Genomic DNA, 22,034 nt, shown 5'->3' with positions numbered 1-22,034 from the left:
TTGGTGAGATCAGGCGCAGCCCTCGGCCGGCGGCGCCTGCGTCGAGAGGTTGAGGCCCTGGATGCCGCCGAACCACTTGTCCAGCAGCTGCTTCATGGTGCCGTCGTCCCACAGCTTCTTGACCGCCGTGTTCACGGCCTCGCACGTCTTGGTGTCGCCCTTCTTCAGGCCGACGCCGTACTTCTCGTCGGTGAAGCCCTGGCCGAGCACCTTGAAGTTGCCGCCGGCCTGCTTGGCGAAGCCCGCCAGGATCAGGTCGTCGGTGGTGACCGCGTCGAGGTTGCTGCCGCTCAGCTTCTGCACGCACTCGGAGTAGTTGGCGGCGTCGACGGTGGTGGCGTCGATGTCGAGCTCACCGTCCGGCGGCGGGTCGGTGATCCGCTTGTACGAGTTGGAGCCCGCGGCCTTGCAGATCTTCTTGCCCTTGAGGTCCTGCGGGGCGTTGATGGAGGTGTCGTCCTTGCGGACCATCACGTCCTGGTGCGCCACGACGTAGGGGCCGCCGAAGGTGACCTTGCCCTTGCGCTCCTCGGTGATGGAGTAGGTGGCGAAGATGATGTCGACCGTGCCGTTCTGCAGGAACGGCTCACGGTTGGAGGAGGCGGACTCCTTCCATTCGATCTTCACGTCCTTGCCGCCGGCCACTTCCTTCAGTACGGCCTTGGCCACGTCGACGTCGAAACCCTCGGGCTCGCTGCCCGTCTTGAGGCCCAGGCTCGGCTGGTCCCACTTGGTGCCGACCACAATGGTGCCGCCCCCGGCGATCTTGTCGGCCACGGTGGCGTAGTCGCCGCCACCGCCGCCGCTCTCGCCGCCGCAGGCCGCGAGGCCGGCGGCCATCGCCAGCACCGAGAGCACTGCTCCCATTCGACGCATGTGCATGTGTTCCCTGCCTTGGTTGTCAGTGCGTGAGAATCTTCGAAAGGAAGTCACGCGCCCGGTCCGTCTGCGCGTTGGTGAAGAACTCGTCGGGGGTGTTCTCCTCCACGATCTGCCCGTCGGCCATGAACACCACCCGGTTGGCCGCCCTCCGGGCGAATCCCATCTCGTGCGTGACGACCACCATGGTCATCCCGTCACGGGCCAGCCCGACCATGACGTCGAGCACCTCTTGCACCATCTCGGGGTCGAGGGCGGAGGTCGGCTCGTCGAACAGGATCATCTTCGGGTCCATGGCCAGCGCCCTGGCGATGGCGACCCGCTGCTGCTGGCCGCCGGAAAGCTGGGCCGGATATTTGTCCGCCTGCGCGGCGATGCCCACCCGTTCGAGCAGCTCCATCGCGCGCTTGTTCGCGGCGTCCTTGGCGACTCCGCGCACCTTGACCGGGCCGAGAGTGACGTTCTCCCTGATGGTCTTGTGCGCGAACAAGTTGAACGACTGGAAGACCATGCCGACTTCGGAACGCAGCCGCGCCAGCCCCTTGCCCTCCTCGGGCAGGACCTGACCGTCGAAAATGATCTTTCCGTCGCTGATCGTCTCCAGCCGGTTCATCGTGCGGCACAAAGTGGACTTACCGCCGCCCGATGGGCCGATGACGACCAGGACCTCGCCACGAGAGACGGTCAAGTTGATGTTCTTCAGGACGTGCAACGCCCCGAAGTGCTTGTTGACGTTCTCCAACTGGACCAGTGGAGTGGCGTCGCCGTTCTCCGTCATGGAGTAAAACGTAGAGGGCATTAGAACGCTGTGCACTAACCGAGCGGTACCGATCCGATCACATCATGCCGTCAAGCTGGCCTTTTAGAACCGTACGGCCCTTGTCAAGGCTGACTGCGACTACCCTTGAACCTGCCATGACTGTGACCCAGGAGGGCGCCCGCACATACGAAGTGCGCACATACGGGTGCCAGATGAACGTCCACGACTCCGAGCGGCTGTCCGGTCTGCTGGAAGAGGCCGGCTACGTGCCCGCTCCCGACGGCGAGACGGCCGACGTGGTCGTGTTCAACACGTGCGCCGTGCGGGAGAACGCCGACAACCGCCTCTACGGCAACCTCGGCCACCTCCGCCCGGCCAAGGCCGGCAACCCCCGCATGCAGATCGCCGTCGGGGGCTGCCTGGCACAGAAGGACCAGGGCGAGATCGTCCGCCGGGCGCCGTGGGTCGACGTCGTGTTCGGCACCCACAACATCGGCTCGCTGCCGGTGCTGCTGGAGCGGGCGCGCATCGAGGGCGAGTCGCAGGTCGAGCTGAAGGAGTCGCTCGAGGTCTTCCCCTCGACGCTGCCCACCAAGCGCGAGTCGGCCTACGCCGCCTGGGTGTCCGTCTCCGTCGGCTGCAACAACACCTGCACGTTCTGCATCGTGCCGTCGCTGCGCGGCAAGGAGAAGGACCGCCGCCCCGGCGACGTCCTCGCCGAGGTGCAGGCGCTGGTCGACCAGGGCGTGCTCGAGGTCACGCTGCTGGGCCAGAACGTCAACACCTACGGCGTGGAGTTCGGCGACCGGCTGGCCTTCGGCAAGCTGCTGCGCTCCTGCGGCGGCATCGAGGGTCTTGAGCGGGTGCGCTTCACCTCGCCCCACCCGGCCGCCTTCACCGACGACGTCATCGCCGCGATGGCCGAGACGCCCAACGTGATGCACCAGCTCCACATGCCGCTGCAGTCGGGTTCCGACCGGGTGCTGCGGGCCATGCGGCGCTCCTACCGCGCCGAGCGCTACCTCGGCATCATCGAGCGCGTGCGCGCCGCCATGCCCGACGCGGCCATCTCCACCGACATCATCGTCGGCTTCCCCGGCGAGACCGAGGAGGACTTCCAGGCCACCCTCGACGTCGTACGCCAGAGCCGCTTCGCCAACGCCTTCACCTTCCAATACTCCATCCGCCCCGGCACTCCGGCGGCCACCATGGCCGACCAGGTGCCGAAGGAGGTCGTCCAGGAGCGCTACGAGCGGCTCGTCGCGCTGCAGGAGGAGATCTCGTGGGAGGAGAACAAGAAGCAGGTCGGGCGCACGCTCGAAGTGCTGGTCGCCGAGGGCGAGGGGCGCAAGGACGAAGCCACCAGGCGGCTGTCCGGGCGCGCGGCGGACAACCGGCTCGTGCACTTCGCCGTCGGTGACGAGACGCCGCGGCCCGGTGACATGGTGACGGTCGAGGTGACGTACGCGGCGCCGCACCACCTGGTCGCCGACGGGGCAGTGCTCGGAGTGCGGCGCACCCGCGCCGGCGACGCCTGGGAGGCTCGCCAGGGCGGCGGGGCCCCGTCGCCGGGGGTGCTGCTCGGCATGCCGACCATCGGCCGTCCCGCTCCGCTGCCCGCCGCCACGGGGGGCTGCTCGGCGCACTGATCCGTTTCGTCGAGGGCGGTACCGGTTCTCCGGTGCCGCCCTCTGCCGTGTCCTCTGCCGTGTCCTGGGCCGTCAGCGGGTGAGGCGGTTGAGCACGTCGTAGCAGGGGCCGCGGCGGAAGTCGTGGAACGTGGCGCAGGGGTCGGGCATGCCGGGCTTCTGGGCCGGTTCGGGGTTCTGGGCCGGCTCTGCTGGTGGGGGTGGCTGGGGCGGCGCCTGTGGGGCCGGTGAGCCGTGCGGGCGGGCCTTCTGAGGTGGGACGAGGGGGCGCGCTTCTGGGGTGGGCAGGATCGGCTTCTTGTACGTCGGGGGGACCGCGGACGTCGGGGGGACCGGGGACGTCGGGGGGACCGGGGACGTCAGCGGGCCCGCCGAGGGGAGGGGCGGGAGGGGCCGCCCGGCCGGGGTCTCCCAGGGCGGGAGAAGGTCGGCGGCCGGGTCCCAAGGCGGCACCGGTTCTATCCAGGGTGGGGACAGCGGGCCGAACATGATCGACGCCGGGCGGGGCGACGATGAGTGGATCGCTCCATTCGACCGCCTCGCTGCGGGTGTGGCTGTTTGTGGTGTGATCGACGCCGAGAGTGGCGATTCAGACGAATTCGATCTTACGGAAAGCGGGGTTTCCCGATCGAATCCCTGCGGTCTTTGCGAAGATGGTTCCCGCGAGTCGGTGAATGCTAGGAAAATCCCTAGCATCGCGGTGACCAGTACCCCGAAGACTCCGGCCATGGGCGCGAGGTGGGCGCGGCCACCTGGGGAAATGGATCTAAGGGGGGACAAGTCGTGATTCCTTTGTGATTGTTGTGCGAGCATTAGGCTGTTGCGGCTAGTGTGGTCCATCACCCGCGGAAGCCGGTGAGCTTTCCCCGATACGACCGCAGGGAGCTGTAGCGCCATGCAAGATCCGAACCAGGCGGATCGCCAGGAGATCCTGTCCGGGCCGGGAGACGCCCGGCTCGATCCGCGAAATAGACCGCAGAGAAACAGATCGACCAAGAACAACAAGAAGGCGACGATCCTCGCCGCTTCGGCGCTCGTCGCGTTGCTCGCGGCCGGTGGCGCCGGCTACCTGCTGGCGGGGAACGACGGTGAGGCCGCCCAGAGCGGCGCCGGGCCGCAGACGTCCCAGAGCCCGGGAGACGATCTCCAGGGCGACGACGACGCGACCATGGGCGACGTCACCACCGACGAGCCCGGCGACGGCGCCAAGGACCAGGCCGCCGACGCTCCCGTGGACGACGGCGGCGTGGGCGACGTGGCCGACCCCGGCACCGGTGGCGGCGACCCGGCCGGCACCGACAAGAGCGGCTCGAAGGGCGTCAACGCCGCGCGCGGCGACTCCGGCGAGAAGACGACCAACGGCAAGAAGCCGGTCTCGTCCCCCGCGAAGTCCCCGCAGTCCTCGGGCAACGGCGGCACCTCCGACAGCCCGGCCGACGGCCCCGCGGGCACGGTCGCGGGCCAGTGCTCCAAGAGCGGCTGCTGACCCTTCCCCCGGCCCCAGGCGCGACGCTGGCCGGCTCGTGGCCCGCCCGGCGGCGGCTCGCCTTGTGAGCGGTCGCTGACCCGCCCGTAGCCCCGCCTGGCCGGGGCTCACCATGTGAGCGGCCGCTGACCCTCCTTCGGCCTCCAGCCGTGCGCTGACCCGCCCTTGGACCGTTCACCCTTGAGGGCGGCCGTTGAGGCCGGCGAAAGTGGTTCGGCGATTCCGGGGCGTACTGGACCTTCGGCTCCTGGCGGGCGGGTGCCTAGGGTCGGCGTATGACGACTGACAGAGCGTCCGTGCTGCGGGCGCTGCACGTGCCGGGACGCCCGCTGGTGCTGCCCAACGTCTGGGACGCCGCCTCCGCGCGGGCCGTACGGCAGGCGGGGTTTCCCGCGGTGGCCACCAGCAGCGCCGCGGTGGCCCGCACGCTCGGTCACGAGGACGGCGAGCGGACGCCCGTAGCGGAGATGCTGGCCGCTGTTGCCCGGGTGGCGGCGGCCGTGGACGTCCCCGTGACGGCCGACTTCGAGCGCGGCTACCGGCTCAAGCCCGCCGAGCTGGCCGAACGGCTGCTCGCCACCGGGGCCGTCGGCTGCAACCTGGAGGACTCCCTGCCGGACACCGGCGAGCTGGTCGATCCGGGGGAGCAGGCGGACTTCCTCGCCGAGGTGCGCGCGGCGGCGGGCCCTGGGCTGGTGATCAACGCCAGGGTGGACGTCTACCTCGCCGGACGGCCGTCACGCGAGGAGGCCGTGCGGCGGGGCCGGCGGTACCTGGAAGCGGGGGCCGACTGCGTGTACCCCATCGGCGCGACCGGCGAGGACGAGGTCAGGGCGCTGGTGAGCGAGGTGGGCGGACCGGTCAACGTGCTGTCCGCCCCCGGGGTCCCGCCGCTCGGGCGGCTCGCGGAGCTGGGCGTGGCGCGGGTGAGCTTCGGCAGCGGGCTGCACCAGGCGACCCAGGCGTACACGAAGGGGCTGCTGGAGGCGGTGGTTGAGGGCCGCGGCCTGTACTGAGGGCGTGGCTCTCGGCCCCCGCGTCACTCGTGGCCTGTACTGAGGGCGTGGCTCTCGGCTCCCGCGTCACTCGAGGTCCGTACTGAGGGCGTGGCGGGGACGAGATCGGCCCACCGGGCGCGGTGGTGGGGGGCGTGAGTACTCTTGCGGCGTGCTTGTCGCCGCGGCCGTCTGCCCGCCAACCCCGCTGGTCGTGCTCGATATGCCCGACCTCCGCTCCGCCTGCCACGCCGCCGTCGCCGGGCTGGCCGAGGCCCGTCCTGACACGCTGATCGTGGTGGGCGGGGCCGAGACCACGGCCTCCTACGACGGCACCGCCGCGGGCACCCTGCGCCCCTGGGGCGTGGAGCTGGCGACCCCGGGCGGCGGCGAGCCGGTGCTGCCGCTGTCGCTGACCGTCGCCCGGCTGCTGCTCGGCGACCGGACGCCGGACGCCCTGCGGTCGGTGGCGTTCGACGCGGCGCCGGAGGAGTGCCTGGCGCTGGGGGAGAAGCTGGCCGGTGGCGGCGACCGGGTTGCGCTGCTGGTGATGGCCGACGGCTCGGCGTGCCTGAGCCCGCGCGCACCAGGCCGGTACGACGAGGCGGCCGGCCCGCTCAACGACCGGATCGCCGACGCCATCGCCACCGGAGACCCCGCGCCGCTGGCCACCCTCGACCCCGCGTCGGCCGACCGGCTGTGGGTGAGCGGCAGGGCCGCGCTCCAGGTGCTGGCCGGGGTGGCGGGGGCGCACGCATACGAGGGCCGGCTGCTCATGGCCACCGCCCCCTACGGCGTCGGCTACTTCGCCGGATCCTGGCTCGCCTGACCTGGAAGGACCTGGGAGGCGGTGGGCCGGCGCTTGGGGACGGGGACGCGCGTCAGGTCGCGGGCCGGCACCACCTCGCCGTCGAAGTGCCTGCGCACCTCCGCGACGAACGCCGGCTCGTCGTCGAATCCGTACCGCTCGGAGAAGTGGGTGAGCACCAGTCGCCGCACCCCCGCGTCGGCCGCCACGAGCCCCGCCTCCAGCGCCGTCAGGTGCCCGTACTCCTTGGCCAGCGCCGCCTCTGATGACAGGAACGTGGCCTCGATGACCAGCAGGTCGACCCCGTTGGCCAGCTCGAAGACGGAGTCGCAGAGCCGGGTGTCCATCACGAACGCCACGCTCTGACCCGGTTTCGGCTCGCTGCACTCGGCGAGCGTGACCCCGCGTACGGACCCGGTGCGCTGCAGTTCGCCCACCTCGGGCCCGCGGATGCCGTGGGCGGCCAGCTTCTCCGGCAGCATGCGGCGGCCGAGGGGCTCCTGGACGCGGTAGCCGTACGACTCGACGGGATGGGACAGCCGGCGCGCGATGACCGGCCCGACCGAGGACACGTCGCCGGAGACGGGATGTTCGGAGATGACCGCGGTGTCGGCGAAGGCGGCGGCGTGGCGGAGCCTGCGCCAGTACGTCTCGCCGGAGGCGGGGAAGACGGCGCGGACGGGATGGCGTACTTTGTCGCGGGCGATCCGCTGCACGATCCCCGGCACGCCGAGGCAGTGGTCGCCGTGGAAGTGGGTCAGGCAGATCCAGTGGACGTCGTTGGCGCTCACGCCCGCGTACGTCATCTGGCGCTGCGTGCCCTCTCCAGGGTCGAACAGGAAGCCCTGGCCGTCCCAGCGCAGGAGGTAGCCGTTGTGGTTACGGTGTCGGGTAGGAACCGCGCTGGACGTTCCCAGCACCACGAGCTCACGTGAGGACACGATGACCCCTAGCGAGGAGACGGTCGCCATCGCCGAGGTGCCCACGCCGGTGGGCACGTTCGTCCTGGCCCTGACCGAGAACGGCCTCGTGGCGTCGGGCTGGAGGTCCCGCGCCAGGGTGACAGGCCGGCTCGATCTGGCTGAAGTCCATGACCCGGATCGTACGGCCTCCGCCGTCGCCGAGCTGAAGGCTTATTTCGCGGGCGAGCTGAAGACGTTCGGGACGCCGATCGACTGGCGGCTGATGTCGGGCTCGCGGCTGCGGGTCCTCCAGGCGCTGCACAAGGTCCCGTACGGCACCGCCGTCACCTACGGCGAGCTGGCCGCGCTCGCGGGCTCCAGCGTGCCCGCGAGAGGCATCGGCTCGATCATGGGTTCCAACCCGATCCCGATCGTGATCCCCTGCCACCGGGTGGTGGCGGCGGGCAACGGGCTGGGCGGGTTCAGCGGCGGCGAGGGCGTCGAGACCAAGCGGTGGCTGCTGACCCACGAGGGCTACCTGCAGCCGACCCTGCTGGATCTCTAGCAGACTTGTCGCCGTGCGCCAGCAGCCAGTGATCGCCGTCGTGGGTCCCACGGCGGCAGGAAAGTCCGATCTCGCCGTCGACCTCGCCCTCCGGCTGGGGGGTGAGTGCGTCAACGCCGACTCCATGCAGCTCTACCGCGGCATGGACATCGGCACGGCCAAGCTCACCCCGGCCGAGCGCCGCGGGGTGCCCCACCACCTGCTGGACATCTGGGACGTCACGGTCACCGCCAGCGTGGCCGAGTACCAGAAGCTGGCCAGGGCCGTCTTCGATGCCGTCGAGGTGCCCGTGCTGGTCGGCGGCAGCGGCCTCTACGTGCGGGCGGCCATCGACGACCTGGAGTTCCCCGGCACCGAGCCGGAGATCAGGGCCAGGCTGGAGGCGGAGCTGGCCGAGCGCGGCCCCGCGCCGCTCTACGAGCGGCTGCGCGAGCAGGACCCGGCCGCCGCCGCCGCGATCCTGCCGACCAACGGCCGCCGCGTCGTGCGGGCGCTGGAGGTGATCGAGCTGTCCGGCCGGCCGTTCTCGGCGACCATGCCGTCGTACGACGCGGTCTATCCGAGCGTGCAGATCGGCGTCGAGGTGCCACGGCCGGTGCTCGACGAGCGGATCGAGCTGCGGGTCGAGCGCATGTGGGCGGCCGGGCTGGTCGACGAGGTGCGCACGCTGCTGGGCCAGGGCCTGGCCGAGGGCCGCACGGCGAGCAGGGCGCTGGGTTACGCCCAGGTCGTCAAGTTTCTCGAAGGGGAGTGGAGCGAGGAGCAGGCGAAGGCCGAGACGGTCAGGCTGACCAGGCGCTTCGCCCGCCGGCAGGAGTCGTGGTTCCGCCGCGATCCGCGGGTGCGGTGGCTGGCGTACGACGCCCCGGACCTGCTTGAGCGATCCCTCGCTCTCATAGCCGGACACCCGTACGAATAAACTCCTAAGATGCGCTTTCTCAAGGGGCACGGCACCGAGAACGATTTCGTCATCCTGCCTGATCCCGGCGGTGAGGTCGATCTGTCGGCTTCGCTCGTCGCGAAGATCTGTGACAGGAGGGCCGGCATCGGCGCCGACGGCGTGCTCCGCGTGGCGCCCACGAAGCAGAGCCCGGAGGTGGCCGACCAGGCGGCCGCGGCCGAGTGGTTCATGGACTATCGCAACTCCGACGGCAGCATGGCCGAGATGTGCGGCAACGGCGTGCGGGTGTTCGCCCGCTACCTGGTGGACGCCGGGCTCGTGCACGGCACGGAGTTCGGCGTGGCGACGAGGGGCGGCGTACGCAGGGTGCGCGTCGAGCCGAACGGTGACATCACGGTGGACATGGGCAAGCCCTCCGTCCACGGCGAGAGCACGGCGTCGGTGGGTAACCAGGAGTACACCGGCCTCCACGTCGACATGGGCAACCCGCACCTGGCCTGCTCGATCGGCGACCCGGTCGCGCAGCTCGACCTCAACCACCAGCCCGGTTTCGACACGGGCGTCTTTCCCGCAGGGGTCAACATCGAGCTGTTCAACCCGGTGGGCACGAGCCGGGCGGTCATGCGCGTCTACGAGCGCGGCTCGGGTGAGACCAGGGCCTGCGGCACGGGCGCGGTGGCCACGGCGGTCGCGGCGGCGGCGCTGACCGGCGACACCACGGGCACGTGGACGATCGAGGTGCTGGGCGGCACGCTGAGGGTGATCCTCGACGAGGACACCAGCTACCTGTCGGGACCGGCGGTGATCATCGCGAGCGGCGAACTGACTATTGCAGAATGATGTTCTGCTAGGGGATGCTGGGTCCACTTCCTGAACTGAGAGGTGGACATGGCGCACCCACGCACCACGGCGGCCAGGGTCAAGACGCCCATCGGGCAGTTCGGCGGCGGATGGATGATCTCGCGCGAGGTCAAGGCCATCTGCGACGAGTACGGGCTCGGCCCGCGCGAGGCGTACTTCCGGGGCCGCTGCGGCGTGCTCGGCGAGTGCGCGGCCGACGTCGTCACGTCGGTCGCCGTCTTCTTCCCGCCCGAGCACGTCGAGGCGAGCTGGAACGGCGGGCGCGAGCTGGCCGCGGACCGCGCCGTCGAGCTGTACGCCGCCGCCTGCCAGGAGTGGGGGCGGCGCAAGCTCGGCGGCTACGAGGGCTGCGCCAGGATCGCCGAGCTGCTGGAGCCGGTCGTCGAGCAGGCCTCGCCCGTGGGGGCGCCGCTGTTCGCGGGCTGGCGGGCCGTGCCTCTGCCCGGCGACCCGCCCGCCCGGGCCGTCCAGCTCATGCACGTCGTCCGCGAGCTGCGCGGCGGCCTGCACGCCAACGCCGTGATCGCGGCCGGCCTGCACCCCCTGGAGGCGACCCTGGCCGCCGAGCACGACGCGCTGCCGCTGGGACGCTCGTCGGGCGAGGACGTCGCGCGCTTCTTCACCTGGCCCGAGCCGTACGAGAGGCCGGGCCCGGAGGTCGTGAAGCGGCGCGCGGCGGTGGAAGAGAACACCGACGATCTCATGGCTGAGGTGTTCTCGGTTCTCACCGACGCCGAATCGGACGAGCTGATCGAGCTTCTGCGTTTTGGGGACGCTCGTTGACCTGGCAGACTGACTGCCCATGGACGTGGACATCTGGGCCTGGGTCGGCGAAACCCAGCAGCAGCTTTCCGAGGCGGGCAACGTTGGCCTCGCCATGGCGCTGGGAGACCTCCCCGCACAGGCTTACGAGGGCCGATACCCGCAGCTCGACGTCATGGCTCCGGCCATCGCGCAGCAGGCGGAGGCTCTGGAGCTGCCCTGGCTCGAGTTCTACGCCCGCTACTGGCACCTGATCGGCCGCATCGGCGACCGCGCCCAGGGCGCGGTCGCGGTCGACGACGCCAAGCAGTTGCTGGCGTTCGCTCAGCGCGAAGACGTGCGCGAGTGCCCGGCGACTCCGGCGGCGGCCGAGGCGATGGCCATCGCGTGGGCCAACGCCGACGGCCCCGGCCACGCCACCGAGCGGCTCGAGACCGTGGGCGCCTTCCTCGAGGACATGAGCCCGGAAAACCCGGCCTTCTCCGGCCTCACGACGCAATACGTCGCGGCCCTCATCGACGCCGGCAAGGCGGGCGAGGCCGTCACCTACGCGGAGTCCGCCGTCGAGCGGCTGCGCACGGCGGGCCGCGAGGCGAGCTGGGAGCTGGGCGCCGAGAGCGCCCGCGCGCTGCTGGCCGCGGGCCGCGCCGAAGACGCGCTCACCGCGCTGCAGGCCGCGTCCGAGTTCAAGCCCGACGACCCGGTCGCCAAGGAGCACCGCGACGGCGTGCGCAGGGCGCTCATCCTCGCCACGCTCGGCCGCATCGCCGAGTCCGTCGACGCGCTGCCCGACCTCGACGTCGTGGGCGACCACCCGCGCGTGTGGGTCGAGTGGACCGAGGCGGTCAGCAAGCTGGCCGGCTCCGCCCAGATCACCAACACCTGGCAGCTCGGCCGCGTCGTGCGCCAGTGGATCGACTACTTCGGCATGATGGGCGGCTACCGCGCCCGCGTCGAGCTGGCGCTGGTCGCCGGCGACCTGGCGCTCGGCCGGCAGGGCGTGTGGCAGGCCAGGCTGCTCGCCGACCTCGCCGAGTCCGGCACCGCCGAGCTGCGCGAGAGCGGCGAGCTCGCCGAGCGCATCGCCGCGCTGCGCGCCGCCGCCGACGGCGCGCAGGAGCCGGCCGCTCCCGGCCCGCTGGAGGAGCGCGTCGGGCTGTTCGACGCCGCCGACGGCTTCAACGCCGACCCCGAGAAGTGGGTGGGCTGGCTGGCCCCGCTGTCCGGCGACGACCTCGAGGCCACCCGCCGCCACACCACCACGCTCGGCTTCCTCGGCTACCCCGCCACCGGCGCCGACATCTACTGGAAGAAGCTGGTCGACACCGGCGAGATCGCCACCGCCGACGGTGACGACGTCGCCTACCTCACCACGCTGCTCATCGAGGCCCGCCAGGACGAGCGGCTCGAGCAGATGGCCGCCATGCTGCCCCACGCGGCCCAATACCTCGCGCTCACCCGCCTCCACAGCGCCCGCGAGCGCTGGCCCGAGGCGGTCGAGACGGGCGAGCATGCCATCGCGGCCGGGGCCGGCATCGACGCCCGCCGCCTGCTGTCCGGCGCCGCCCAGCAGATCGACCAGAACGCCAGGGGCGCCCAGGTGCTGCTCGAAGTGCTCGACGAGCTCACCGAGGAGGACACCTGGCGCATGATCGTCATGGCCACCTCGGCCGAGGACTGGGAGACCGTGCGCAAGGGCGCGGCCAAGATCGGCATGCCGATCAAGTCCGCCGAGGGGCCGATCGAGGAGGAGATGGGCCTCATCAGGCTCATCCTGCCCGCCCCCGACGGCGGCCAGCGCCAGGTGCTGTCCATCCGCACCGGCCCGGCCACCGCCAGGCTCGCCCTGCCGCAGCCGCGCGGCATGGACTACAACGCCGGCGACCTCGTCGTCTTCGACCCGCAGCTGCTGGAGCCGGTGCCCGAAGACCCCCAGGAGCAGCAGAACTTCGTGCCGCCCTTCGCCGCGGTGCGCATCCTGCGGCCCGGCGGCTACACCAGCTACTTCTTCGACGGCGCCGCGCCGAGCGAGGAGGACTGGGCGGAGTTCACCGAGGTCATGGCCGAGCGCGGCTGGCCGATGTGGGTCTACAGCGACGAGAACTACACCATCACCCACCCCTCCACCGGCGAGTCGCTGCCGGGCGTCTTCGGCTGGGTCGCGGTGCCGCCCAACGTCTCGCCCTCCGAGGTCGACGCGCTGCTCGACGACGCCACCGAGCGCTGGGTGCACCCGCTGGCCTGGCTCGACCTGGCGCGCGAGATCGACGTCGAGGTCGAGCGGCACGAGCGCATCGTCAAGGAATACGGGCTCTAGGCCGGGCTTTCAACCGGGCTCCGGATCTGGTGGAGGGCGGTCAACGGTGCTGGAGCGGTTCCGGCTCGACGGCAAGGTGGCGATCGTCACGGGCGCGTCCGCGGGCCTCGGCGTCGCCTTCGCCCGCGGCCTCGCGGAGGCCGGCGCCGACGTGGTGATCGCCGCGCGCCGCGCCGATCGTCTCGCCGAGACCCGGCGGCTGGTCGAGGAGACCGGCCGCCGGTGCCTGGCGGTCCCGACCGACGTGTCCAAACCGGACGACTGCGACGCGCTGGTGGCCGCCGCCGTCGAGGGCATGGGCGCGGTCGACGTGCTCATCAACAACGCGGGGGTCGGCACCGCCGTGCCCGCGCTGCGTGAGACGCCCGAGGAGTTCCGCCAGGTCATCGACATCAACCTGCACGGCACCTACTGGATGGCGCAGGCGTGCGCGCGGGTGATGCGGCCGGGCTCGTCGATCGTCAACATCGGCAGCGTCCTCGGCGAGACCACCGCCGGCCTGCCCCAGGCCGCCTACAGCGCTTCGAAGGCCGGCGTCGTGGGCCTGACCCGCGACCTGGCCCAGCAGTGGACCGGCCGCCGCGGCATCCGGGTCAACTGCCTGGAGCCCGGCTTCTTCGCCTCGGAGATGACCGAGCAGTACAAACCGGGCTACCTGGAACGCATGACGGAGTCCCGCGTCATCATGGGCCGCCCCGGCGACCCCGCCGAACTCGTGGCTGCAGCCGTCTTCCTGGCCGGCGACGCCTCGTCGTACATCACCGGGGTAACCCTCGCCGTGGACGGCGGCCTCCTCATCACCTAGCGGCCGAAGACGAAGGTCTCGCCGGTGGGGCAGCGCGGGACCCAGCGCTCGTTCTCCTAGGTGAGGACGTACGTGACCGGCTTGGTCATCACGGGTCCTTGGGGAGGAGGTTGTGTTGGGCGGCCAGGTAGCCGGCGTGGAAGCGGGTGCGGGCGCCCAGGCGTTCGGCGAGCATTTGGACGCGGCGTTGCACCGTGCGGGGGCTGAGGCCCAGCTGGCGGGCTATGGCGTCGTCCTTCAGGCCGGCCGCCAGCAGAGCCAGCACCTCCGTGTCCGGGGGTGAGGGCCAGGATTCTGGTTCGAGGTTGTCGGCTGAGAGACGGAGCGGGACGGCCGCGCGCCACAGGGTTTCGAAGAGGCCCACCAGGGCGTCCAGCAGGGCGGAGGGGTGGACGACCAGGGCGCTTTCTACGGCTTTGTCCGTGTCGGAGACCAGCGGGAGGATGGCGGTGCGGGCGTCGGCGACGGCGAGCTTGACGGGCACCGAGCCGAGCCTGGCCTGCTCGCCGTCCGCGACGGCGCGGCGGGTGTGGTCGAGCATGCCGGGCTGCTCGAAGGCGAGCGGGCTGTAGATGCCGCGCGTCACGGGGGCGCCGCCGCGGGCGGCGCGGCGGAGGTTCTCCTGGTCGTCGCTGACGTCCACCGCGTACGGCGGATGCACCAGCACCAGCAGCTCCCTGGTGGCGTTGCGTTCGAGCTGGAGGTAGCGCCGGGCGACGGCGTCGCGCCCCGTCACCACCTCGAGCACCTCCTCGGGATGCGGCCCGCCGCGCTCGGCGACCTCGGTGGCGAGCAGCGCGGCGGCGGCCCTGCTGTGGGTCAGCTCCTCCTGGCGGCGCGCGACGAGGATGTCGATGGCGATGGTCGGCGGCGTCGCGACGAGGCGGAGCGGGCGGCCGGCGACGCGCGAGATGAGGCCGAGGTCCTCCAGCCTGGGCAGCATGCGGCGGATGGCGGCGGCGGACGAGCCGGTCTCGGTGGCCAGCTCGCTCAGCGTGGCGGGGCCGTGCCGCAGCAGGGCGCGGTAGGCCGTCTCCTCGGCCGCCGTGACACCGAGCCCGTCCAGTAAGCGCCGCTGCGCCATGGTGCCGTGACGCCCCCTCCCATGCGATGATCCGAGGTCAGCGTACTGGTACGCCGCCCCGCTCGATCTCCCCGTGCGGGCACAGTCCGGATGCGGCCGTTGTGCACCGAAGTGGCTCTTGTTCCGGCGGTCCCTGGAATCTATGGTCGTTGCGTAGTGCGGTGCGTGTTGCGTCATAAGGAACAACCGGAGGCACCATGAGCCGACCGCGTACGGTGATCGTGGGAGCGGGCATCGTCGGCTGCGCCCTCGCCGACGAGCTCACCGAGCGGGGGTGGACGGACGTCACCGTGGTCGACCAGGGCCCGCTCTTCGCCGCGGGCGGCTCCAGCTCCCACGCCCCCGGCCTGGTCTTCCAGACCAACCCGTCGAAGACGATGACCGAGTTCGCCGCCTACACGGTCAGGAAGTACACCGCGCTCGGCGCGGACTGCTTCCGCCAGGTCGGCGGCCTGGAGCTGGCCACCACCCCAGAACGCTGGACCGACCTGCACCGCAAGCTCGGCTGGGCCGAGTCGTGGGGCGTCGAGGCGCGGCTGCTCGACCCCGGCGAGTGCGCGCAGCTGTGGCCGCTGCTCGACGAGGACAAGGTGCTCGGCGGCTTCCACGTGCCCTCCGACGGGCTCGCGACGGCGGTCGCGTGCGGCGAGCGGCAGGCGGCGCGGGCCACCGAGCGCGGCGCCAGGTTCCTGGGCGGGCACACGGTCGTGGGCATCGACCAGCGCGGCGGCCGGGTGACCGGCGTCGCCGTCGTGGTGGAGGGCGAGCACCGGACGATCCCCGCCGACGTGGTGGTGTGCGCGGCCGGCTTCTGGGGGCCGACGGTCGGCGCGATGGCCGGGCTGAGCGTGCCGCTGCTGCCGCTGGCCCACCAGTACGCGAAGTCGGGCCCCCTCGGCGCCCTGCGACCTGGCCCGATCCTCCGCCACCAGGACCGCGACCTCTACTTCCGGCAGCACGGCGACCGCATCGGCATCGGCTCCTACTCCCACCGCCCGATGCCGGTCACCCAGGACGAGATCGGCCCGCGAGGCACCACGATGCCGTCGGTGCAGGCGTTCACCGAGGAGGACTTCGACCCCGCCTGGCGCGACGCGGTGGAGCTGCTGCCCGCCCTGGCCGAGTCCAAGTACGAGGACGGCATCAACGGCGTCTTCTCCTTCACCCCCGACGGCTTCCCGCTGATCGGCGAGGCGCCGCACCTCGACGGGTTCTGGCTGGCCGAGGCCGTCTGGGTGACCCACTCGGCCGGCGTCGCGCGGGCGGTGGCCGAGGTGCTGGTGGACGGGCGCTCCGAGATCGATCTGCACGAGTGCGAGCTGGGCAGGTTCGAGCAGGCGCAGCTGTCGCCGGCGTTCGTCGAGGAGCGCGGCAAGCAGAACTTCGTCGAGGTGTACGACGTCATCCACCCCCTCCAGCCGATGGAGTCGCCGCGCCCGCTGCGGACGAGCCCGTTCCACGTGCGGCAGCGGGAGCTGGGCGGGTTCTTCCTGGAGGCGGCGGGGTGGGAGCGGCCGCACTGGTACGCGGCCAACGAGGGCCTGCCCAGGGCGGCCACCGGCGCCGAGCTGCGGGACGCGTGGGCGAGCCGCTACTGGTCGCCGATCGCGGCGGGCGAGTCGCTGGCCACCAGGGAGGGCGTCGCGCTGTACGACATGACGCCGCTCAAGCGCATCGAGGTCAGCGGTCCTGGCTCGGCGGCGTTCCTGCAGCGCATGACCACGAACAACGTGGACAGGAAGCCCGGCTCCGTCACGTACACGCTGCTGCTCGACGCCAAGGGCGGCATGCGCTCCGACCTCACCGTGGCCAGGCTCGACGAGCACACCTTCCAGGTCGGCGCCAACGGCAACCTCGATCTCGAATGGCTGACCAGGCACGCGCCGGGCGGTGTACGCGTGCGCGACCTGACGCCGGGCACCTGCTGCGTCGGCGTGTGGGGGCCGCGCGCCAGGGAGCTGGTGCAGCCGCTGACCGACATGGACCTCTCGCACGAGGGCCTGCGCTACTTCGGCTGCCGGCAGGGCCACATCGGGCACGTGCCGGTGCTGGCGCTGCGCGTGTCGTACGTGGGGGAGCTGGGCTGGGAGCTCTACACCAGCGCCGACATGGGGCTGAAGCTCTGGGACACGCTGTGGGCGCCGGGCCTCGCGGTGGCGGGGGGCCGGGCCGCGTTCAACAGCCTGCGGCTGGAGAAGGGCTACCGGCTGTGGGGCGTGGACATGACGAGCGAGCACACCCCGTACGAGGCGGGGCTGGGCTTCGCGGTCAAGCAGGACAAGGACTTCATCGGCCGCGACGCGCTCGACGCCGACGTCACCCGCAAGCTGGTGCCGCTGCTCAGCGCCGAGGTCGTCATGGGCAAGGAGCCGGTCAGGCACGGCGGCCGCACGGTCGGCTACGTCACCAGCGCCGCCTACGGCCACACGATCGAGCGTCCCATCGCCTACGCCTGGCTGCCCGCGGAGCTGGCCCAACCCGGGACACAGGTGGAAATTTCCTACTTCGGCCGCCGCGTCCCCGCGGAGGTCGCCGCCGAGCCCCTGTACGACCCCGGGATGGAGAAGATCCGACGTTGACCCACCCCGACTTCCTCTGGCGCAACCCCGACCCCAAGCCCGCCTACGACGTCGTCATCGTCGGCGGCGGCGGCCACGGCCTGGCCACCGCGTACTACCTGGCCAGGAACCACGGCCTGACGAACGTCGCCGTCCTGGAGCGCGGCTGGCTGGCCGGCGGCAACATGGCGCGCAACACCACGATCATCCGCTCCAACTACCTGTGGGACGAGAGCGCCGCCATCTACGAGCACTCGCTCAAGCTGTGGGAGGGGCTGAGCGCGGAGCTGGACTACGACCTGCAGTTCAGCCAGCGCGGCGTGCTCAACCTCGCGCACAACCAGGGCGACGTGCGCGAGGGCCGGCGCCGGGTCAACGCCAACCGGCTCAACGGCGTGGACGCCGAATGGCTCGACCCCGACGAGGTCAAGAAGTTCTGCCCGGTCATCAACGTCTCCCAGCGGGCCCGCTACCCCGTCATGGGGGCCACGCTGCAGCGGCGCGGCGGCATCGCCAAGCACGACCACGTGGCATGGGCGCTGGCCCGCAAGGCGGACGCGTACGGCGTGGACCTGATCCAGGGCTGCGAGGTCACCGGGTTCGAGATCACCGGCGGCCGGGTCGTCGGCGTCGAGACCTCGCGCGGCAGGATCGCCGCGGGCAAGGTCGCGCTGGCCGCCGCCGGGCACACCTCGGTGCTCGCCGCGCGGGCCGGGCTGCGGCTGCCGCTGCAGTCGCATCCGCTCCAGGCGCTCGTGTCGGAGCTGCTGGAGCCGGTGCTCGACTGCGTGGTGATGTCGAACGCGGTGCACGTGTACGTCAGCCAGGCCCACAAGGGCGAACTGGTCATGGGGGCGGGGATCGACGCGTACACCTCGTACGGGCAGCGCGGCGGCGTCCATGTGATCGAGGCGCAGATGGCGGCGGCCCTGGAGCTGTTCCCCATCTTCAGCCGGGTGCGCGTGCTGCGCACCTGGGCCGGCATCGTGGACGTCTCGCCCGACGCCTCCCCGATCATCGGCCGCACGCCCGTCGAGGGCCTGTACGTCAACGCCGGCTGGGGCACCGGCGGCTTCAAGGCCACCCCCGGCTCCGGCTGGGTCTACGCCGACACGCTCGCCAACGACCGCCCGCACCCGCTGGCGGAGCCGTTCGCGCTGGACAGGTTCACGACGGGGGCGCTCATCGACGAGCACGGCGCGGCGGCGGTGGCGCACTGATGCTGCTCATCGACTGCCCGCACTGCGGCCCCCGCGACGAGACCGAGTTCCACTACGGCGGCCAGGCCGGCGTCGCCCACCCGGCCGGCGAGACGTCCGACGCCGAGTGGGCCGACTACGTCTTCTTCCGCGACAACCCCAAGGGCTGGTTCCGGGAGCGCTGGTTCCACGTGCACGGCTGCCGGACCTGGTTCGACGTCGAGCGGCACACCGTCACCCACGAGATCAGGAAACCCATATGAGGTTCACGTTCGACGGCCGCCCGCTGCGGGGCGAGCCGGGTGACACGCTGGCCGCCGCCCTGCTGCGCAACGGCGTACGCGTGGTGGGCCGCAGCGTGACCCTCGGCCGGCCGCGCGGCGTCTTCACCGCGGGCCCCGAGGAGCCGAACGCGCTCGTCCGCGTCGGCCCCGACCCGATGCTGGCCGCCACCACGGTCGAGCTGTACGACGGCCTGGAGGCGTGGAGCCTGCGCGGCAAGGGCCGGGTGGACCCGCACGCCGTGGACGAACGCCGCTGCGACAAGGGCTACCTGCACTGCGACGTGCTCGTGGTGGGCGGCGGTCCCGCCGGGCTCGCCGCCGCGAGCGCCGCGGGACGGCTGGGCGCGCGGGTGATCCTGGTGGACGACCAGCCGCGCCTCGGCGGCGACCTGCTCAACGGGCGGCTGCTGCTCGACGGCGCGCCCGCGCTCGACTGGGTGGCCGGGCTCGACCTGCCGGGCCGGGTGCTCACGCGGACGACCGCCGTCGGCTACTACGACCACAACTACGTGGTGGCGGTGGAGCGGCGGGCGCGCGGCGAGCGGCTGTGGCACATCAGGGCCCGCCGGGTGGTGCTGGCCACGGGCGCGCACGAGCGCTCGGTCGCCTTCCCCGGCAACGACCGTCCCGGGGTGATGCTCGCCTCGGCGGCCCGCGCCTACGCCAACCGGTACGGGGTCGCGCCCTGGCGGCGGGCGGTCGTCTTCGCCTGCGCAGACTCCGGCCACGAGGCGGCGGCCGACCTGGCGGCGGCCGGGGTGGAGGTCGTCGAGGTCGTCGATCCCCGCCGCGACGGGCAGGTGGTGACCGGCACGACCGGCGACGCGGAAGGCGTGCTCAAGGGTGTGCTGATCGGCTCCCGGCACGTCGAGGCGGACCTGCTGGCCGTGGCCGGCGGCTGGAACCCGGCCGTGCACCTGTTCAGCCAGTCGCAGGGGCGGGTCAGGTTCGACGAGGAGCTGCAGGCGTTCGTGCCGGGCACGTCCGCGCAGGCCGAGCGGTCGGCGGGGGCGTGCAGGGGCCTGTACGGCACCCGCGACGCCATCGCCGACGGCCACGCGGCGGGCACGGAAGCGGCGGAACTGGCACTCGCCGGCAGCCGCGCCGACGGCGCGAGCGGGTTCGGCGCGAGCCGGACCGAGGCGCGCGGGCAGGACGCTGGCGGGCTCGGCGCTGGCGGGCTCCGCGCGGGCAGGCTTGGCGCGGGCAGGCGGGGCGGCGGCCGTGAGGAGTTGCGGGTTCCTGAGTGCGACGAGCGGCCGATCGCGCCGCCGGCCGCTCTGTGGCTGGTCGAGGGCGACGGCGGCGAGCCGGCGTTCGCGGACCTGCACCGCGACGTGACCGTGGCCGACCTCGCCAGGGCCACCGGCACCGGCATGCGCTCGGTCGAGCACGTCAAGCGCTACACCACCGCGGGCACCGGCGCCGACCAGGGCAAGACGTCGGGCGCGGTCGTGGTGGGCGTCATGTCGGCGCTGCTCGGCGCCGCGCCGGGCCAGGTGGGCACGACCACGTTCCGCCCGCCGTACACGCCGGTGTCGTTCGCCACGCTCGCGGGACGCGACAGGGGCGAGCTGTCCGACCCGGTCAGGACCACCGCCATGCACGACGCGCACGTGGCGCGCGGCGCCGTGTTCGAGGACGTCGGCCAGTGGAAGCGCCCCTGGTACTTCCCCCACGACGGCGAGTCGATGGAGGACGCCGTGCGGCGCGAGTGCCGCGCGGCCCGCACGGACGTGGCCGCCATGGACGCCTCCACGCTCGGCAAGATCGACATCAGGGGCGCGGACGCCGGGACGTTCCTCGACCGCGTCTACACCAACATGTACTCGACCCTCCCGGTCGGCGCCTGCCGCTACGGCCTGATGTGCCGGGCGGACGGCATGGTGTTCGACGACGGCACCACGACCAGGCTCGCCGACGACCACTACCTGATGACCACGACGACGGGCAACGCCGCCGCGGTGTTCGACTGGCTGGAGGAGTGGCGCCAGACGGAGTGGCCTGACCTGGACGTGTCGTTCACCTCGGTCACCGACCACTGGGCGACGGTCGCGGTGGTCGGGCCGCACGCCGGGCGGGTGCTCGCGGCCGTCGCGCCGGGGGCGGTGGATCTGGCGTTCATGCGGTACGCGGCCGTCGACGTGCTGGGCGTGCCGGGGCGGGTGTTCAGGATCAGCTTCTCGGGCGAGCTGGCGTACGAGGTGAACGTGCCGTGGGCGTACGGGCGGGCGCTGTGGGAGGCGGTGCTGGAGCTGGGCGCGGTGCCGTACGGGACCGAGACCATGCACGTGCTGCGTGCCGAGAAGGGCTTCGCGATCGTCGGCCAGGAGACCGACGGCACGGTCACCCCGCAGGACCTCGGCATGTCGTGGATCGTCTCCAAGCGCAAGCCCGACTTCGTCGGCAAGCGCTCGCACGCCAGGCCCGACACCGCGCGGCAGGACCGCAAGCGCCTGGTCGGCCTGCTGCCCGACGACCCCGCCGCGCGGGTGGACGAGGGCGCGCAGCTCGTGGCGGCCGGGCGATCGCCGGACGGCGTGGTGCCGATGCTCGGTCACGTCACCTCCAGCTATCACAGCGAGGCGCTGGGCCGTACCTTCTGCCTGGCGCTGGCCAGGGAGGCGGCGCCGGGCGACCGGCTGACCGCGGTGTCAGGGGGCGCGGCGCTGCCCGTGACGGTCGTGGAGCCGGTCTTCTACGACCCCGGCAACGCCCGCCGCGACGGCGAGCCGCTGCCGGCCGGGACGGTCACGCCGCTCACCGGGGCGCAGGCGGAGAGCCCGGCCGCCGCCTTCGCCGCGCGCTTCGCGGCGGCGAGCGGGGAGCGGGTGCGGCTGCGCGAGGTGGCGTTCGAGCCGATGTGGGAGGTCAGGGGCGCGGATCCGGGGGCGGGGCTGCGGCTGGGGCCGTCCTGGTGGCTCGTGGCGGGGGACGCGACGCCGGGGCCTGCCTGGGTGGAGGTGTCGGGGCAGCGTACGGTGCTGGAGCTGGCGGGCCCGGCGGCCGATGAGGTGCTGATCACCGGCTGCCCGATCGACCTGCACCCGTCGGCCTTCGCCGGGCATGCCCAGACCCTGCTGGGCAAGGCGCCGGTGATCCTGGAACGGCGGGCGCCCGATACGTACCGGATCTACGTGAGATCGTCTTTCGCCAGCTATCTGGCGGAGTGGCTGGTCGATGCCGTAGAGGCGTTATAACGACATACCGGGGAATTAC

Annotated in this window: 18 protein-coding genes; 14 read left to right on the top strand and 4 right to left on the bottom strand. The window is 72.2% G+C overall.

Annotation, left to right across the window (positions count from 1 at the left end):
• Positions 1-9: 9 nt before the first annotated feature.
• Positions 10-867, bottom strand: a complete 858-nt coding sequence (locus AB0K28_RS33465; RefSeq protein WP_364377825.1) for a glutamate ABC transporter substrate-binding protein — start codon at positions 865-867, stop codon at positions 10-12.
• Between the two features lie 34 nt (positions 868-901).
• Positions 902-1,657 carry an amino acid ABC transporter ATP-binding protein gene (locus tag AB0K28_RS33460; protein WP_355431948.1) on the bottom strand — a complete coding sequence of 252 codons (756 nt, stop codon included), beginning with the start codon at positions 1,655-1,657 and terminating at the stop codon, positions 902-904.
• A gap of 137 nt (positions 1,658-1,794) precedes the next feature.
• On the opposite strand from AB0K28_RS33460, the gene miaB reads away from it, so the two are divergent.
• The 4 genes from miaB to AB0K28_RS33440 all read left to right on the top strand — a co-directional run bounded on the left by miaB (position 1,795) and on the right by AB0K28_RS33440 (position 6,598).
• Positions 1,795-3,288 carry a tRNA (N6-isopentenyl adenosine(37)-C2)-methylthiotransferase MiaB gene (gene miaB, locus AB0K28_RS33455; protein ID WP_364377822.1) on the top strand — a complete coding sequence of 498 codons (1,494 nt, stop codon included), beginning with the start codon at positions 1,795-1,797 and terminating at the stop codon, positions 3,286-3,288.
• Between the two features lie 895 nt (positions 3,289-4,183).
• Entirely contained in the window at positions 4,184-4,774 is a 591-nt protein-coding gene (locus AB0K28_RS33450; protein ID WP_364377820.1) for a hypothetical protein, read from the top strand.
• A 275-nt stretch (positions 4,775-5,049) separates the two neighbouring features.
• Positions 5,050-5,790 (top strand): isocitrate lyase/phosphoenolpyruvate mutase family protein, encoded by a 741-nt coding sequence (locus tag AB0K28_RS33445; protein WP_364377818.1) that lies wholly within the window; start codon positions 5,050-5,052, stop codon positions 5,788-5,790.
• A 151-nt stretch (positions 5,791-5,941) separates the two neighbouring features.
• On the top strand, positions 5,942-6,598 hold the full coding sequence (locus AB0K28_RS33440) for a hypothetical protein (protein ID WP_364377816.1): 657 nt from the start codon (positions 5,942-5,944) through the stop codon (positions 6,596-6,598).
• Here the strand turns inward: AB0K28_RS33440 and AB0K28_RS33435 are convergent.
• Complete coding sequence (locus AB0K28_RS33435) at positions 6,571-7,518, bottom strand: ribonuclease Z (RefSeq protein WP_364377814.1); 948 nt, start codon at positions 7,516-7,518, stop codon at positions 6,571-6,573. The genes AB0K28_RS33440 and AB0K28_RS33435 overlap by 28 nt on opposite strands.
• A gap of 1 nt (position 7,519) precedes the next feature.
• On the opposite strand from AB0K28_RS33435, the gene AB0K28_RS33430 reads away from it, so the two are divergent.
• Genes AB0K28_RS33430 through AB0K28_RS33405 form a run of 6 tightly spaced genes read left to right on the top strand, consistent with a single transcriptional unit; the run spans position 7,520 to position 13,690 of the window.
• Positions 7,520-8,044: a methylated-DNA--[protein]-cysteine S-methyltransferase gene (locus AB0K28_RS33430; RefSeq protein WP_345398937.1), complete on the top strand. Its 525-nt coding sequence runs from the start codon at positions 7,520-7,522 to the stop codon at positions 8,042-8,044.
• A gap of 13 nt (positions 8,045-8,057) precedes the next feature.
• Positions 8,058-8,963, top strand: a complete 906-nt coding sequence (gene miaA / locus AB0K28_RS33425; protein WP_364377811.1) for a tRNA (adenosine(37)-N6)-dimethylallyltransferase MiaA — start codon at positions 8,058-8,060, stop codon at positions 8,961-8,963.
• Positions 8,964-8,972: 9 nt separating this feature from the next.
• Positions 8,973-9,785: a diaminopimelate epimerase gene (gene dapF / locus AB0K28_RS33420; protein WP_364377809.1), complete on the top strand. Its 813-nt coding sequence runs from the start codon at positions 8,973-8,975 to the stop codon at positions 9,783-9,785.
• Between the two features lie 48 nt (positions 9,786-9,833).
• Positions 9,834-10,589, top strand: a complete 756-nt coding sequence (locus AB0K28_RS33415; protein ID WP_364377807.1) for a hypothetical protein — start codon at positions 9,834-9,836, stop codon at positions 10,587-10,589.
• A gap of 19 nt (positions 10,590-10,608) precedes the next feature.
• Entirely contained in the window at positions 10,609-12,885 is a 2,277-nt protein-coding gene (locus AB0K28_RS33410; protein WP_364377805.1) for a tetratricopeptide repeat protein, read from the top strand.
• 46 nt (positions 12,886-12,931) lie between these two features.
• Entirely contained in the window at positions 12,932-13,690 is a 759-nt protein-coding gene (locus AB0K28_RS33405) for an SDR family oxidoreductase (RefSeq protein WP_345398949.1), read from the top strand.
• A gap of 88 nt (positions 13,691-13,778) precedes the next feature.
• Here the strand turns inward: AB0K28_RS33405 and AB0K28_RS33400 are convergent, their stop codons facing one another.
• Positions 13,779-14,774 (bottom strand): helix-turn-helix domain-containing protein, encoded by a 996-nt coding sequence (locus AB0K28_RS33400; protein ID WP_364377802.1) that lies wholly within the window; start codon positions 14,772-14,774, stop codon positions 13,779-13,781.
• Between the two features lie 197 nt (positions 14,775-14,971).
• Here AB0K28_RS33400 and AB0K28_RS33395 point away from each other — a divergent pair, with 197 nt between their 5' ends.
• From AB0K28_RS33395 to AB0K28_RS33380, 4 genes are read left to right on the top strand one after another with little or no spacing between them, the layout of a single operon-like run.
• Positions 14,972-17,353 (top strand): FAD-dependent oxidoreductase, encoded by a 2,382-nt coding sequence (locus AB0K28_RS33395; protein WP_364377800.1) that lies wholly within the window; start codon positions 14,972-14,974, stop codon positions 17,351-17,353.
• On the top strand, positions 17,350-18,552 hold the full coding sequence (locus AB0K28_RS33390) for a sarcosine oxidase subunit beta family protein (protein ID WP_364377798.1): 1,203 nt from the start codon (positions 17,350-17,352) through the stop codon (positions 18,550-18,552). The genes AB0K28_RS33395 and AB0K28_RS33390 overlap by 4 nt, the downstream gene beginning before the upstream one ends.
• Positions 18,552-18,794 (top strand): sarcosine oxidase subunit delta, encoded by a 243-nt coding sequence (locus AB0K28_RS33385; RefSeq protein WP_345398961.1) that lies wholly within the window; start codon positions 18,552-18,554, stop codon positions 18,792-18,794. Before AB0K28_RS33390 ends, AB0K28_RS33385 begins: the two co-directional genes overlap by 1 nt.
• Positions 18,791-22,015, top strand: coding sequence for a 2Fe-2S iron-sulfur cluster-binding protein (locus AB0K28_RS33380; RefSeq protein ID WP_364377796.1), 3,225 nt, complete (start codon positions 18,791-18,793; stop codon positions 22,013-22,015). The genes AB0K28_RS33385 and AB0K28_RS33380 overlap by 4 nt, the downstream gene beginning before the upstream one ends.
• The last annotated feature ends 19 nt before the right edge of the window (positions 22,016-22,034 follow it).

Origin of the sequence: Nonomuraea sp. NPDC049504 (assembly GCF_040676845.1) — a bacterium.
Lineage (GTDB): Bacteria > Actinomycetota > Actinomycetes > Streptosporangiales > Streptosporangiaceae > Nonomuraea > Nonomuraea salmonea.
Note: the sequence above shows the minus strand (reverse complement) of the source record. Positions and strands in the feature narration are given on the sequence as shown.